Genomic DNA, 14,132 nt, shown 5'->3' with positions numbered 1-14,132 from the left:
TCCTTGTCTGACGTTAGCGGCCGCTGCGATGGACAGCGCCGGACGACAGCAAGTTATGGCCGTGGCGATGGCGGCAGGTGGTACATAGTTATCGCCGGAAAAAAAAGACCCGCAGGGCGCGGGTCTTGATTTACCTGATGGGCTCAGGTGCCTGATTTGATCTTGGTCCAGGCCCGTGTGCGTGCCCGTTCGGCCTCACGCGGCAGTGGTTGCAGGGTATAGAGCGTGCTCATCGCCGCGTCGGTCGGGTACAGGTTGGGGTTGTTGCGGATCGCCGGATCAACCAGTCCGGTGGCGTCCTTGTTCGGGTTCGGGTAGCCGACGAAGTCGCTGACCGGGGCAATCACTGCCGGTTGCAGCAAGTAGTTGATGAAGGTGTAGGCGTCCTCGGTGTTCTTCGCACCCTTGGGAACCGCGAGCATGTCGAACCAGATGGGTGCGCCTTCCTTGGGCAGGCGCATGTCGACCACCACGCCGTTTTTCGCCTCTTTGGCGCGGTTGGCCGCTTGCGAGAAGCTGCCGGAATAGCCGACCGCGACGCAGATGTCGCCGTTGGCGATATCGGCCATGTACTTGGACGAGTGGAAGTAGGTGATGTACGGGCGGATCTTCATCAGCAGCGCTTCGGCTTTTGCGTAGTCCGCCGGGTTCTTGCTGTTGGGATCCAGACCCAGGTGTTGCAAGGCCAGCGGCAGGATCTCCGACGGCGAGTCGAGCAGGGCGACGCCGCACTGCTTGAGCTTGCTGATGTTTTCTTCCTTGAAGATCAGGTCCCAGCTGTCCACCGGCGCGTTGTCACCCAGCGCGGCCTTGACCTTGGCCGGGTTGAAGCCGATCAGAATGGTCCCGTACATGTACGGCACGGCGAACTGGTTGCCCGGGTCGTTGGCCTCGATCAGCTTCATCAGTTTCGGATCGAGGTGGTTCCAGTTCGGCAACTTGCTGCGATCCAGCGGCTGGAACACCCCGGCCTCGATCTGCTTGGCGAGGAACACGTTGGACGGCACCACCACGTCATAACCGGAGTTACCGGTCAGCAGCTTGGCTTCCAGGGCTTCGTTGGTGTCGAAGATGTCGTAGACCAGTTTGGTCTGGGTGTTCTGCGCCTTGAAGTCTTCCAGCGCCTTGGGCGTGATGTAGTCGAACCAGTTGTAGACGCGCAGAGTGCGTTCTTCGGCGTCGGCAGCGCTGCTCAGCAGCGCCGCGCACAGGGCTGGCGCGATCAATTGCTTGAAGCGGTTCATTGTTCAAACCCTTCCAGCACGTTCACCGCGTTGATGCCGATTTCTTCCACCGCGTAACCGCCTTCCATGACGAACAGGGTTGGCTTGCCAAGCGCGGCAATGCGCTTGCCCATGGCCAGATAATCCGGGCTGTCGAGTTTGAATTGCGAGATCGGATCGTCCTTGAAGGTGTCGACGCCCAGCGACACGACAATGATGTCGGCGTCGTAGCTGTCGATCTCGTTGCAGGCCTGCTCCAGCGCCGCACTCCACACGTCCCAGCCGGAGCCGGCGGGCAGCGGGTAGTTGAAGTTGAAGCCAACACCGGCGCCTTCGCCGCGTTCATCGTCGTAGCCGAGGAAGAACGGAAATTCCGCTTCCGGGTGGCCGTGGATCGAGGTGAACAGCACGTCGCTGCGCGCATAGAAAATCGACTGCGTGCCGTTGCCGTGGTGATAGTCGACGTCGAGGATCGCGACTTTCTTGTGGCCCTGGTCAAGGAATGCCTGAGCGGCGATGGCGGCGTTGTTGAGGTAGCAATAACCGCCCATCAAGTCGCTGGCGGCGTGGTGTCCCGGTGGACGGCACAGGGCGAAGGCACTGGGTGCACCGCGCTGGATTTCTGCCTGGGCGGTCAGCGCCACTTGCGCCGCGCTGTAGGCTGCTTGCCAGGTGCCGGCGGTGATCGGTGCGCCACCATCGAAGCTGTAATAGCCGAGCTGGCCGTGCAGGCTGGTCGGTTTGATCTGTCGCAGGGTACGTGCCGGCCAGGTGTAGGGCAGCAGGTCGCCGTCGGTGTTGAATTCGGTCCAGCGCTGCCATGCGCCTTTGAAGAAGTCGAGGTAGTCGCGGCTGTGGATCCGTGCGATCGGCTCCAGGCCGAAATCCTTTGGTGCCTCGACTGCGCCGAGGCTCTGGTTCTTGACCCGTTGCAGCACGTGGTCGGCGCGCGAAGGCATCTCGAAACATGGCTTGAGCTGGCCGTCGATGAGTTCGCAGCGGCCATGGTGCAGGTGGTGATCGTCTGAGTAGATCGTCAGCATTTGTTGTTCTCCGCGGGGCTGATTCGGTTGCCTCCAGTGTTGCGGCGCGCGATGAATCGGAGAACGGCAGGAAAGGCCAAAAGGGGATCGATATGGCCAAAAGATCTGACCGTAATTCGCCCCCACCCCCCCCTCAATGCAGCCATGTCTCGATTCGAGGCATGGAATGCGTCCCCTGTGGGAGCGGGCTTGCTCGCGAATACGGTGTGTCAGATGCATTGATGGCGACTGACACTCCGCATTCGCGAGCAAGCCCGCACACACACACTGGAACATCAATGCGGACGGAACTGGCTCGGCGCCACACCGCTCCAGCGCACGAACGCATGGCGGAAACTCGCGGTCTCGCTGAAACCCAGCGTCTCGGCGATGCGGTAGATCGGCAACTGATCCTCACACAGCATCTGCTTGGCGCGCTCGAAACGCAGTTCGTCGAGCAGTTCCTGATAGCTGCTGCCCATGTCCTTGAGGTGGCGGCGCAAGGTGCGCGGCGAGCATTTCATCTGCTGGGCCAGGCCCTCCAGACCTGGCGCGGCGTTCAACTGGGCGCTGAGCAACTGGCGGATGCGTCCAAGCCAGGCCTGGCGGCCGGTGAATTCGAGGTTCTGTTTGCGGCAGCGCTCGGCCATGGCCTGATGGGTGATGGCGTCGGCCAGCGGCAACGGCTGCTCGAGCCAGCGGCGGTCGAAGGCGAACGCGTTGTTCCGGGCGGCAAAGTGCAGCGGGCTGTCGAAGTGCTCGGCGTAGCTGTCGCGGTAATCCGGTGCCGCGTGCTCGAACCGCGTGGCGAGCAACGGCAGGGGGTGGCCGAGCAGGTCGTCGCAAATCACTTTTAGTGACACCAGACAGAACTCGGCGTTGAACACCGCCATCGCCGGGCTTTCACGATAGTCGGCGGCGACGAACCAGATGCGCTCGCCATCGTCTTCCAGGCTCAGTTCGAAAAGTGTTCCCAACAGCGCCGGATAATGGAGCGCCAGACGCAAAGCGTCACCGAAGGTGGCACAGGTCAGCAGCGCGTAACCAAGGATGCCGTAGCAGGACACATGCATGCGTCGGCCCAGTTCGAGTCCGATGTCGTGCTTGAGCGCGACCGCGTTGGCGCAGACCTGCATTTCCTGATTGGTGGTGATGCGTGTGTCGGCGCGGTTCAGGTCCGCGGCACTGATGCCGCTGCCGGCCAGCAACGCATCACCGGGAAGGCCCTCGGTCTTGAAGGTGTTGAGGATCAGCGAGACCGCGTTGAGGGTGGTGAGGTGGGAGTGCAGCATAAGATCTTCCAGCCTGGGGATGGCTGGAGCGCAGCAAGTTGCATGCCGGACGCAAATCAAACTGTGGGAGCGGGCTTGCTCCCACAGGGGTATTGCATGGTGTCAGATCAGTTCGCCACACAGGTCGAGTTCGATCAGCCGGCGCACTTCAGCCGATTCCAGGCCCGCGCCAAGCAACGCCTGCAACTTGCCGAACGCCGCCTCGCGGGTCATGCCGCCACCGGACAACACACCAGCTCCACGCAGCCGGCTGCCGGCTTCGTAAACGTCCAGCTCCACGCCGCCCTCATGGCACTGCGTGACCGCAACCACCACCACGCCGTTGTCCCGGGCACGGCCGAGGCTGGCGAGAAACTGCGGGTTGTCGCTCGGTCCGGTGCCGCTGCCGTAGCACTCCAGCACCAGGCCCTGGATGCCGCCGTCGAGCAGGCCGTCGACAATCCCGGCACTGATGCCGGGGAACAGCGGCAGCACCGCGACATTCGCCAGTTGCTTGGGTTGGTTGTAGTTCAATGCGGCGGGGATCGACGTGGCTTTCACGCCGCCACCCTGACGCTCAAGGCGTTTGAACGGATGGCGTCCGAAGCTGCGTACTTTCGCGCAGCGGGTCGGGTCCAGCAGTTCGCCGTGGAAGTACAGGTGCACACCCGGTGCCAGGCCCTGGCCGAGGGCAACCAGTGCGCCGCCGAGGTTTTCCCAGGCATCGCTGTCGGTGACGCCCGCCGGCAGCATGGAACCGGTGAAGCACACACGGGCATGCAGGCCGAGCAACTGGAAACTCATCGCGGCGGCGCTGTAGGCCAGCGTGTCGGTGCCGTGCAGGATCAACACGCTGTCGCAGCCTTGCACGTCCACGGCATCGACCACCGCTTCACGCAGTTGCTGCCAATAGGCCGGGGTCATGTTGGCGCTGTCGATCAGCGGCGACATTTCCCGGAAGCGCCACTGCGGCACCACCCGCTCAGGCTGGCTGTGCAGGTAATCGCGCATGCGGGCTTCGAAGCCGGACGCCGGGGCCAGGCCGTTGGCACTGGCCTGCATGCCGATGGTGCCACCGGTGTAGAGCACCATGACGTGTTGGGCGGCGGGGAAGGAATTGGAAATCATCTGAAGGTCTCCACAAGAGATGACATGTGGGAGCGGGCTTGCTCGCGAATGCGGTGGGTCAGCTAAAGATATTTGACTGATTCACCGCATTCGCGAGCGAGCCCGCTCCTACAGGTAATGCATTGCACTGTAACTGACGGGCGCAGGGGATGCGCCCGTCATTCACCTGTCAGCGTTGCGCTGCAGGGACGCCTTGCGGCTCGGCTTCGGTCTTGCCGGCAGCTTGCGGGCTGTTCGGCCAGGCTTTCAGGTCCAGGTCCAGATCGGCAAATTTGCTGGAGTCGAACACTGGTTGCTTGACGCCGGCGCGGCGCTGCTCGTCGTAGTCGCGCATCACGCGCATGCCGACCTTGAACAGCAAGGCCAGGGCCATCAGGTTGACGAAGGCCAGGCAGGTCATGGTGATGTCGGCGAAGGCGAACACGGTCGACAGGTCCTGCATCGAACCCCATACCACCAGCGCTAGCACCAGGCCGCGGAAAATCATCAGCGCGGCGCGGTTGCGGGTGAGGAACTGCAGGCTGTTCTCGCCCAGGTAGTAGTTGTAGAGGATGCAGGTGAAGACGAACAGCGACAGCGCGACGCTGACGAACATGCGACCCCAGTCACCGACCACGGCGGCCAGCGAGTTCTGGGTCAGGACGATGCCGTCGCCTTCGAAGCCCGGGGTGTAGAAGCCCGACAGCAGGATCAGCAGCGCGGTGCAGGTGCAGATCACAAAGGTGTCGAGGAACACGCTGAAGGCCTGGACCACGCCCTGGGCGCCCGGGTGCTTCACGGCGGCTACTGCGGCGACGTTCGGCGCACTGCCCAGGCCCGCTTCGTTGGCGAACACGCCACGCTTCACGCCCATGACGATGGCGCTGCCGAGCAGGCCGCCAAAGGCCGGGTCGAGGCCGAAGGCGCTCTTGAAGATCGTTTCCAGCATGGCTGGCACGTGTTCGATCTGGGTACCGATCACGTACAGGGTCACGCCGATATAGGCCAGGGTCTTGATCGGTACCAGCAGGTCGGACACCGAGGCGATGCGCTTGATGCCGCCGAGGAAGGTGATGGCCAGCAGCACAGCCAGGACGATACCGGTGTGTTGTGGGTTGAATTCAAAGGCGTTCTGCAGCGAGTGAGTCACGGTGTAGGACTGCAGGCCAATGAAGGCGAAGCCGTAGGTGACCAGCAACAGGACGGAAAACACCACCGCCATGCCTTTGAGCTTCAGGCCGTGCTGGATGTAGTAGGCCGGACCGCCACGATACAGACCGTCACCATCGGCGCGCTTGTAGACCTGAGCGAGGGTGCATTCGAAGAAGCTGCTGGACATTCCGACCAGTGCTGTCACCCACATCCAGAACACCGCGCCCGGACCACCGAGGGTCACGGCGATGCCGACACCGGCGATGTTGCCTGCACCGACACGGCCGGCAAGGCTGAGCATCAGGGCCTGGAACGAGCTGAGTTGCCCGGCGCTGCCTTTGAGGCTGTCGCGGAACACCGCGAACATGTGGAAGAAGTGACGCAATTGAACGAAACGCGAGCGAATCGTGAAGTAGCTACCGAGCCCGACAATGAGCACGATCAGTACTTTCCCTGAGAGGAAGTCGTTGATGACTTCGAGCATGGATTTTTCCTCGCTGTTTTTTGTGTGAGCAAATGCTGGACGGTCAGAAACATCGTGTTACTCCGGTGTGCGCGCGGCACGACAGGAGAGGCGAAGGTTTCGTCCCGGAGCTATTTCGCGGGTTTGTTATTAGTTCGGGTTTCGCATGGGTTATGGCCTCGTTACCGACGACCTCTCACGCGAAGAGGGGCGGCACTATACCGATCAGTGACGCGCCCGTCTGCACGGTTGTGGTGCAAGCGACGAAACGAGGCTTTGAAACACCCGGCGTTACCGGCGCCGGGCTTGTACAGGAACTGCTCTTTTGTAGGAGCTGGCTTGTGTGGCGAGGGGATTTATCCCCGATGGGTCGCATAGCGGCCCCAAAGCCTGCAATCGCGATGTATCAGGTACACCGCGCGCGGTGACTATGCGACTGCTTCGCAGCCGATCGGGGATAAATCCCTTCGCCACAACAAGCCCATTCCCATTTGAAGCAATCCCCAGACATATGGGTCTCAGGGTCAGAAAGTTAAAAAAAAGGGCTTGAGGACAAATCCCCAAGCCCTCAAAAGGTGAGAGGTGTCTAGTCCCTCAACCTGGTGAGCGGTGCTACAAGTCACGCGTCGGCTCAGGCTTTGAGCGGAACCAGACGCGGCGCAATCATGTTTTCCGGGCGCAGGATGTCGGCGAGCATGGCTTCGTCGAGCAGACCTTCTTCGCGCACCAGTTCCAGCACGCCGCGGCCGCTTTCAAGGGCGATACGGGCGATGCGGGTGGCGTTTTTGTAGCCGATGTACGGGTTCAGCGCGGTAACCAGACCAATCGAGTGTTCGACCAGTTCGCGGCAGCGGGCTTCGTTGGCGGTGATGCCGACGATGCAGTGCTCGCGCAGCATGTCCATGGCGCGTTGCAGCAGGCGGATCGAGTCGAGGATCTTGAACGCGATCAGCGGCTCCATCACGTTCAGTTGCAGCTGGCCGCCTTCGGCTGCCATGGTCAGCGCCAGATCGTTACCGATGACCTGGAAGGCCACCTGGTTAACGGCTTCCGGAATAACCGGGTTGACCTTGCCGGGCATGATCGAGCTGCCTGGCTGACGCGCTGGCAGGTTGATTTCGTTGATGCCGGTGCGTGGGCCGCTGGACAGCAGGCGCAAGTCGTTGCAGATCTTCGACAGCTTGACCGCGGTGCGCTTGAGCATGCCGGAGAACAGCACGAAGGCGCCCATGTCGGAGGTCGCTTCGATCAGGTCGGCGGCTGGAACCAGCGGTTGACCGCTGATCAGTGCCAGACGCTGGACGGCCAGCGCCTGATAGCGCGGGTCGGCGTTGATGCCGGTACCGATCGCGGTGCCGCCCAGGTTCACTTCAGTCAGCAGTTCCGGGGCCAGCGTCTTCAGACGGGCCAGGTCTTCGCCCATGGTGGTGGCGAATGCACGGAACTCTTGACCCAAGGTCATCGGCACGGCGTCTTGCAGCTGGGTACGACCCATCTTCAGGACGTGGTTGAATTCTTGACCCTTGGCGGCGAAGGCCTGAATCAGGCTGTCGAGGCTGGCCAGCAGCGCGTCGTGACCCAGCAGCAGACCCAGGCGGATCGCGGTCGGGTAAGCGTCGTTGGTCGACTGCGCCATGTTGACGTCGTCGTTCGGGTGCAGGTACTGGTACTCGCCTTTCTCGTGACCCATTGCTTCGAGCGCAATGTTGGCGATCACTTCGTTGGCGTTCATGTTGGTGGAAGTACCGGCGCCACCTTGAATCATGTCGACCACGAACTCTTCGTGGAAATCACCGCGGATCAATCTGGCACAGGCTTCGCTGATGGCAGCGTGCTTGGCTTCGCTCAGGTGCCCCAACTCACGGTTGGCGTCAGCGGCGGCCTGTTTGACCATCGCCAGACCCACAACCAGCTTCGGGTAATGCGAAATCGGAACGCCGGAGAGACGGAAGTTGTTCACCGCTCGCAGGGTCTGGATGCCGTAATACGCTTGAGCCGGTACTTCGAGGGCGCCAAGCAGGTCGTTTTCTGTGCGGAAAGATGCAGCGGAGGACATGATAGAAATCATCTCGATATGGACCCGGTCTATGCCGGAACGCTGCGAATGCTAGGCTTGTGGGATTTTTTGGGCCAATGCTGTTAAACACTGGCCTATGCACATTCGGCATAATGCCCGTGTGACGCCGCGTGCGCGGCAGACGTGTGACCTGTTTTGGTGCGTTCCCGGGAGGGCGTGATGAATCTGGAAAGCAAATGGCTCGAGGACTTCAGTGCTCTGGCCGCCACTCGCAGCTTCTCGCAGGCGGCTGAACGGCGCTTCGTGACCCAGCCAGCGTTCAGTCGGCGGATCCGCAGCCTCGAAGCGGCGCTCGGGCTGACGCTGGTCAACCGCTCGCGCACGCCGATCGAGCTGACGGCCGCCGGGCAGCTGTTTCTGGTGACTGCGCGCACCGTGGTCGAACAGCTCGGTGAAGTGCTGCGTCATCTGCATCACCTGGAAGGCGGGCAGGGCGAAGTGATGCAAGTCGCCGCCGCGCACTCGCTGGCGCTGGGATTTTTCCCGCGCTGGATCGCGCAACTGCGCAACGAAGGGCTGAACATCGCCACGCGGCTGGTGGCGACCAACGTCGGCGACGCGGTGCATGCGCTACGCGAAGGCGGCTGCGACCTGATGCTGGCGTTCTACGACCCGGACGCGGCAATGCAGATGGACCCGGAAATCTTCCCGTCACTGCACCTGGGCCAGACCGAGATGCTCCCGGTGTGCGCGGCGGATGACGATGGCAAGCCGCTGTTCGATCTGGAAGGCGAGGCCAGCGTGCCGTTGCTGGCCTACAGCGCCGGGGCGTTTCTCGGGCGTTCGGTGAACGGTTTGTTGCGCCAGCGTCAGCTGCGTTTCACCACCATCTACGAAACCGCGATGGCCGACAGCCTGAAGAGCATGGCCCTGGAAGGCCTTGGCATCGCGTGGGTCCCGCAGTTGAGCGTGCGTGCCGAACTGGCCCGTGGCGAACTGGTCGTCTGCGGCGGCCCGCAATGGCACGTGCCGCTGGAAATTCGTCTGTATCGCTGCGCACTGGTGCGCAAGGCCAACGTTCGGTTGCTCTGGCGCAAGCTCGAAGGCGGCGCCGCCCAAGCTTCCTGAGCCTACGCGGACCCCTTGTAGGAGTGAGCCTGCTCGCGATAGCGTCTGCACATTCAACGATGATGTGACTGATACACCGCCATCGCGAGCAGGCTCACTCCTACAGGGGATTTGCGGTGTTCTGTCGCTGACCTTCAAGTCAATAAAACCGGGCATTTGCGGCAGATGACAGATGGTCGTGCGGGGGGCTGTTTATTGCTTTCTTTGCGGTATACTGCGCGGCCTTCGGCCGGCACGACCGGCCATTTTTCGTACAATCAAGCCACGCAACCTGCGTGGCTTGTTGTTTTATGACGCGCCTGCGGGCGCTCCTGAGAGAAGAGGCGCGACGATGAGTGCACTGGTTGGCGTGATCATGGGCTCCAAGTCCGATTGGTCCACCCTTAGCCACACCGCCGATATGCTGGAAAAGCTCGGCATCCCGTACGAGGTCAAGGTGGTTTCTGCCCACCGTACCCCGGATCTGCTGTTCCAGTACGCCGAAGAGGCTGAGGGCCGCGGCATCGAGGTGATCATCGCCGGTGCCGGTGGCGCAGCCCACCTGCCAGGCATGTGTGCGGCCAAGACCCACCTGCCGGTGCTGGGCGTTCCGGTGCAGTCGTCGATGCTCTCGGGCGTCGATTCGCTGCTGTCTATCGTGCAGATGCCGGCCGGCATTCCGGTCGCCACCCTGGCCATCGGCAAGGCAGGTGCAATCAACGCCGCGCTGCTCTCGGCGAGCATCCTGGGCGCCAAGCATCCACAGTTCCACGCGGTACTGAAAACCTTCCGTGCCGAGCAGACAGACAGCGTCCTGGACAATCCAGACCCACGTATTGCCTGAGGTTGTTGAGATGAAGATCGGTGTAATCGGTGGCGGCCAGTTGGGCCGCATGTTGGCGCTGGCGGGGACTCCGCTGGGCATGAACTTCGCTTTCCTCGACCCTGCGCCGGACGCTTGCGCCGCGGCACTGGGCGAACACCTGCGGGCCGATTACGGCGATCAGGATCACCTGCGCCAACTGGCTGACGAAGTCGACCTGGTGACCTTCGAGTTCGAAAGCGTCCCGGCCGAAACCGTGGCGTTCCTCTCGCAATTCGTGCCGGTGTACCCGAGCGCTGAAGCCCTGCGCATCGCTCGCGACCGCTGGTTCGAGAAGAGCATGTTCAAGGACCTGGGGATTCCGACCCCGGCCTTCGCCGACATTCAGTCGCAAGCCGACCTGGATGCCGCCGTCGCTTCGATCGGTCTGCCGGCCGTGCTGAAAACCCGCACCCTGGGTTACGACGGCAAGGGCCAGAAAGTCCTGCGCAAGCCAGAAGACGTGGTCGGCACGTTCGCCGAACTGGGCAGCGTTGCCTGCCTGCTGGAAGGCTTCGTGCCGTTCACCGGCGAAGTCTCGCTGATCGCCGTGCGTGCCCGCGATGGCGAAACCCGGTTCTACCCACTGGTGCACAACACCCACGACAGCGGCATCCTCAAACTGTCGGTCGCCAGCACCGATCACCCGTTGCAGGCCTTGGCCGAAGACTACTCCAGCCGTGTACTCAAGCAGCTCGATTATGTGGGCGTGATGGCGTTCGAGTTCTTTGAAGTCGACGGTGGCCTCAAAGCCAACGAAATCGCCCCGCGTGTGCACAACTCCGGGCACTGGACCACCGAAGGCGCCGAGTGCAGCCAGTTCGAAAACCACCTGCGCGCCGTTGCCGGCCTGCCGCTGGGTTCGACGGCCAAGGTCGGTGAGAGCGCCATGCTCAACTTCATCGGCGTGGTTCCGCCGGTCGAGAAAGTCATCGCCATCGAAGATTGCCATCTGCATCACTACGGCAAAGCCTTCAAGGCCGGGCGCAAGGTCGGTCACGCCAACCTGCGCTGCGCCGACATGGCTACGCTGCAGGCGCAGATCGTCAAGGTCGAAGCGCTGATCGCCGAGTAACGACAGTTTCATCTGGCAGCGGCGGAACCTTCGGGAGCCGCCGTTCTCTGATGGCAGGATGCCAAAGTCTGTCTAGGCTATAGCCAATCAATCAGAGGGAAATGCCATGGGAATTATCGGAACCATCTTTATCGGCTTGATCGTCGGCCTGCTGGCTCGCTTCCTCAAACCGGGCGATGACAGCATGGGCTGGATCATGACCATCCTGCTCGGTATCGGCGGTTCACTGGCAGCCACTTACGGCGGCCAGGCCCTGGGTATCTATCAGGCAGGTCAAGGCGCAGGCTTCATCGGCGCCCTGGTCGGCGCGATCGTGCTGCTGGTGATCTACGGCCTGATCAAAAAGAACTGATCCAAGCGACCAAGCCCTCTCTGCCAACGCGGCGGGGAGGGCTGGAATGCTCGGCGATTCAACGTCCTTCCTTTATCCGAGCATCTTTTACCGAGCACCTCCATGCGCCGTCTTTTGTTGACTCTCCTTTTGCTGGGCAGCGGTCTGGCCCACGCCGGTGATCTGCCGGAAACCGACTGGCTGGAACTGATGCCCAAGTCGGACCAGAAAGCCCTCGAGGCCATGCCCGAAATCGATCACAACTCCCCGGAAGCCACCGGCACCTTCACCGAGAAGGGCGGGATGAAACAGGCCAAGGGCCTGCCGGCGGTGATGTATTCGACCAAGACCGTGGCGTCGATGAACGACAAGCACATCCGCATCGGGGGTTACCCGGTGCCGCTGGAGTCCGATGCCAAGGGCCGCAGCACGCTGTTCTTCCTCGTGCCGTACCCCGGCGCCTGCATCCACGTACCGCCACCGCCGCCGAATCAACTGGTGCTGGTGCGTTATCCCAAGGGTTTGAAGCTGGATGACATTTACACACCGCTGTGGGTAACCGGCACGCTGAAGATCGAGAAGGTCAGCAACGACCTGGCCGACGCGGCGTATGCGCTGGAAGCGGACAAGGTGCGGGTGGTGCAGGAGTCCGATCTCTGACACCTGCACAATTGTAGCGAGGGGATTCATCCCCGATGGGTTGCGAAGCGACCCCCGCTTTTGAATCAAGAGCAGGGGCCAGCTCTGCAGGCCATCGGGGATAAATCCCCTCACCACAAAGGCTCACGCCTACATTGGTTTTGCGGTGTTGGTCAGAGTGGCTTGCTGGCGACGCTGACGCCCATGGTGTGGCTCGCGCCCGAAGCCAGGTTCACCACATCACCCATCACATTCGCCGTCTCGATGCACAGCATGCGTTGCCAGCCATCGTTGTCCATGTCGCTGAACGCGGCGGCGCGGTCGATCCACGGGTTCCAGATCACCGCTGTGCGCGAGCCGGTCGCGGTCAGCACGATACGCCGTTCCCACTCCGGATCGACAATGCTCAGCTGCGGCGGGGCATTGACATAGATGCGGTCAGTCTCACCGGCAAAGCGCAGTTCGCCTTTCTGGCTGTGGGTGTTCCAGTTGTCCAGCGTCTCGATGTAATCCAGACCGTCCACGCCGTCGACGTGCACATTACGCACATCGCTGACCGCGAAATACGTGTGCAGCGCCTGACTGATGCTGACGTCTTCGGCACCACGGTTGTGGCTGGTCAGGCTGATGTGCAACTGATCATTCAGATGCAACGTCAGGGTCAGATCAACCTCATGCGGCCAGCCCGGAAACCCGCCCTCGGGGTAAGGCAGCTTGAATTCAACCTTCACGCCATGGTCTTCGGCTTCGATGCCGCCCAATTCCCAATCCATCGCCCGTACAAAACCGTGAGCCTGCGCCGGCTCGTCGCTGTCGCGCATGGCTTTGATGCTCTGCGGATTGCGCTCGAAGACGCCGAACCACGGCCAGCACACCGGCACGCCGGCGCGGATGCTCTTGCCGGCCTTGAACACGGCCTTGTCGTTCAGCCAGATGATCGGCGGCTGGCCGTCGATCTGATAACTGAGGATGTGCGCGCCTTGCTGGGCCACCAGCACTTCGGCCTGACCGTGGCGGATGCGCCAGCAGTTCAGTTCATCCAGTTTCACGGCTTCAACGTTGGGCGTGTTCATGGGACAGCTCTCGATCAGACACTTGGGACGACTATCGACCGCAAAACCGCGGCGAGGTTTAACGCGCGCGCGGTGGCACCGAACGGGTGCGACCGCTGCCGTCGATGGCGACGAAGACGAATACCGCTTCGGTCACTTTACGCCACTCGCTGGACAGCGGATCGTCGCTCCACACCTCGACCATCATCTGGATCGAGCTGCGGCCGATTTCCAGGGTCTGGGTGTAAAAGGACAATTGCGCGCCGACAGCGACCGGCACCAGAAATGCCATGCGGTCGATGGCCACGGTCGCCACACGGCCACCGGCAACACGGCTGGCCATTGCGGTGCCCGCCAGGTCCATCTGCGCCACCAGCCAGCCGCCGAAAATATCGCCAAAGCCGTTGGTTTCGCGGGGGAGTGCGGTAATTTGCAGGGCCAGGTCGCCTTGCGGGATCGGATCTTCTTGTTCGAGCTCTATCATGCCGGGGGTGCCTCTGACCCGTGACTCTTCGTTGGTATTGCTGGTGGTAGCCGTCTTCAGGAAAAACGATTCAGCACCGAACATACTGCGTTCGTCACGTTTTCCATAGGCGTCTAAAGGGAAACTCTGCGAAAGCGGCTGGATCCACGCACCAGGGCGACCAACGACGTTTTCGCACAGCAACCCCCTACAAACCGGAGCAAGGTTGCGAGTATATCGGTCGGTAGACTCCGCGACGACCATCCGGTTCTGATTTTGACCGTCAAATACGCGCCTCTATGTGCTTTTTCGAACAATTTGCTATGGTGCCGAACCTGCCCGAGCCAC

13 protein-coding genes are annotated in these 14,132 nt (G+C 61.9%); 5 read left to right on the top strand and 8 right to left on the bottom strand.

What is annotated here, in order from left to right:
- Window positions 1-143: 143 nt before the first annotated feature.
- The 6 genes from QMK55_RS13020 to aspA form a co-directional block, all read right to left on the bottom strand.
- Window positions 144-1,244 (bottom strand): polyamine ABC transporter substrate-binding protein, encoded by a 1,101-nt coding sequence (locus QMK55_RS13020; RefSeq protein ID WP_320329318.1) that lies wholly within the window; start codon window positions 1,242-1,244, stop codon window positions 144-146.
- Window positions 1,241-2,266 carry a histone deacetylase family protein gene (locus QMK55_RS13015; RefSeq protein WP_320329317.1) on the bottom strand — a complete coding sequence of 342 codons (1,026 nt, stop codon included), beginning with the start codon at window positions 2,264-2,266 and terminating at the stop codon, window positions 1,241-1,243. Before QMK55_RS13015 ends, QMK55_RS13020 begins: the two co-directional genes overlap by 4 nt.
- A gap of 275 nt (window positions 2,267-2,541) precedes the next feature.
- Entirely contained in the window at window positions 2,542-3,537 is a 996-nt protein-coding gene (locus QMK55_RS13010) for an AraC family transcriptional regulator (RefSeq protein WP_320329316.1), read from the bottom strand.
- A 102-nt stretch (window positions 3,538-3,639) separates the two neighbouring features.
- A complete protein-coding gene (locus QMK55_RS13005; protein WP_102357871.1) occupies window positions 3,640-4,644 on the bottom strand; it encodes an asparaginase in 1,005 nt (334 codons plus the stop codon).
- 169 nt (window positions 4,645-4,813) lie between these two features.
- Complete coding sequence (locus tag QMK55_RS13000; protein WP_102357870.1) at window positions 4,814-6,259, bottom strand: alanine/glycine:cation symporter family protein; 1,446 nt, start codon at window positions 6,257-6,259, stop codon at window positions 4,814-4,816.
- Window positions 6,260-6,869: 610 nt separating this feature from the next.
- On the bottom strand, window positions 6,870-8,294 hold the full coding sequence (gene aspA, locus QMK55_RS12995) for an aspartate ammonia-lyase (RefSeq protein ID WP_102357868.1): 1,425 nt from the start codon (window positions 8,292-8,294) through the stop codon (window positions 6,870-6,872).
- A gap of 180 nt (window positions 8,295-8,474) precedes the next feature.
- On the opposite strand from aspA, the gene QMK55_RS12990 reads away from it, so the two are divergent.
- The 5 genes from QMK55_RS12990 (at window position 8,475) to QMK55_RS12970 (ending at window position 12,290) form a co-directional block, all read left to right on the top strand.
- Window positions 8,475-9,383 (top strand): LysR substrate-binding domain-containing protein, encoded by a 909-nt coding sequence (locus QMK55_RS12990; protein WP_320329315.1) that lies wholly within the window; start codon window positions 8,475-8,477, stop codon window positions 9,381-9,383.
- Between the two features lie 331 nt (window positions 9,384-9,714).
- Entirely contained in the window at window positions 9,715-10,206 is a 492-nt protein-coding gene (gene purE, locus QMK55_RS12985; RefSeq protein WP_003229641.1) for a 5-(carboxyamino)imidazole ribonucleotide mutase, read from the top strand.
- 10 nt (window positions 10,207-10,216) lie between these two features.
- A complete protein-coding gene (locus tag QMK55_RS12980) occupies window positions 10,217-11,299 on the top strand; it encodes a 5-(carboxyamino)imidazole ribonucleotide synthase (RefSeq protein WP_047297318.1) in 1,083 nt (360 codons plus the stop codon).
- A gap of 106 nt (window positions 11,300-11,405) precedes the next feature.
- The gene (locus QMK55_RS12975) at window positions 11,406-11,651 is read left to right on the top strand and encodes a GlsB/YeaQ/YmgE family stress response membrane protein (RefSeq protein ID WP_003229635.1); all 246 of its coding nucleotides are present in this window, start codon (window positions 11,406-11,408) and stop codon (window positions 11,649-11,651) included.
- A 102-nt stretch (window positions 11,652-11,753) separates the two neighbouring features.
- On the top strand, window positions 11,754-12,290 hold the full coding sequence (locus QMK55_RS12970) for a DUF3299 domain-containing protein (RefSeq protein WP_102357864.1): 537 nt from the start codon (window positions 11,754-11,756) through the stop codon (window positions 12,288-12,290).
- A gap of 152 nt (window positions 12,291-12,442) precedes the next feature.
- On the opposite strand, the gene QMK55_RS12965 is transcribed toward QMK55_RS12970, so the two are convergent.
- Together QMK55_RS12965 and QMK55_RS12960 are read right to left on the bottom strand one after the other, a co-directional pair.
- The gene (locus QMK55_RS12965) at window positions 12,443-13,342 is read right to left on the bottom strand and encodes a D-hexose-6-phosphate mutarotase (protein ID WP_320329314.1); all 900 of its coding nucleotides are present in this window, start codon (window positions 13,340-13,342) and stop codon (window positions 12,443-12,445) included.
- 58 nt (window positions 13,343-13,400) lie between these two features.
- Window positions 13,401-13,805 (bottom strand): acyl-CoA thioesterase, encoded by a 405-nt coding sequence (locus tag QMK55_RS12960; RefSeq protein ID WP_003229628.1) that lies wholly within the window; start codon window positions 13,803-13,805, stop codon window positions 13,401-13,403.
- Window positions 13,806-14,132: the final 327 nt, after the last annotated feature.

This window comes from Pseudomonas sp. P8_229 (genome assembly GCF_034008635.1).
Classification (GTDB): domain Bacteria; phylum Pseudomonadota; class Gammaproteobacteria; order Pseudomonadales; family Pseudomonadaceae; genus Aquipseudomonas.
Note: the sequence above shows the minus strand (reverse complement) of the source record. Positions and strands in the feature narration are given on the sequence as shown.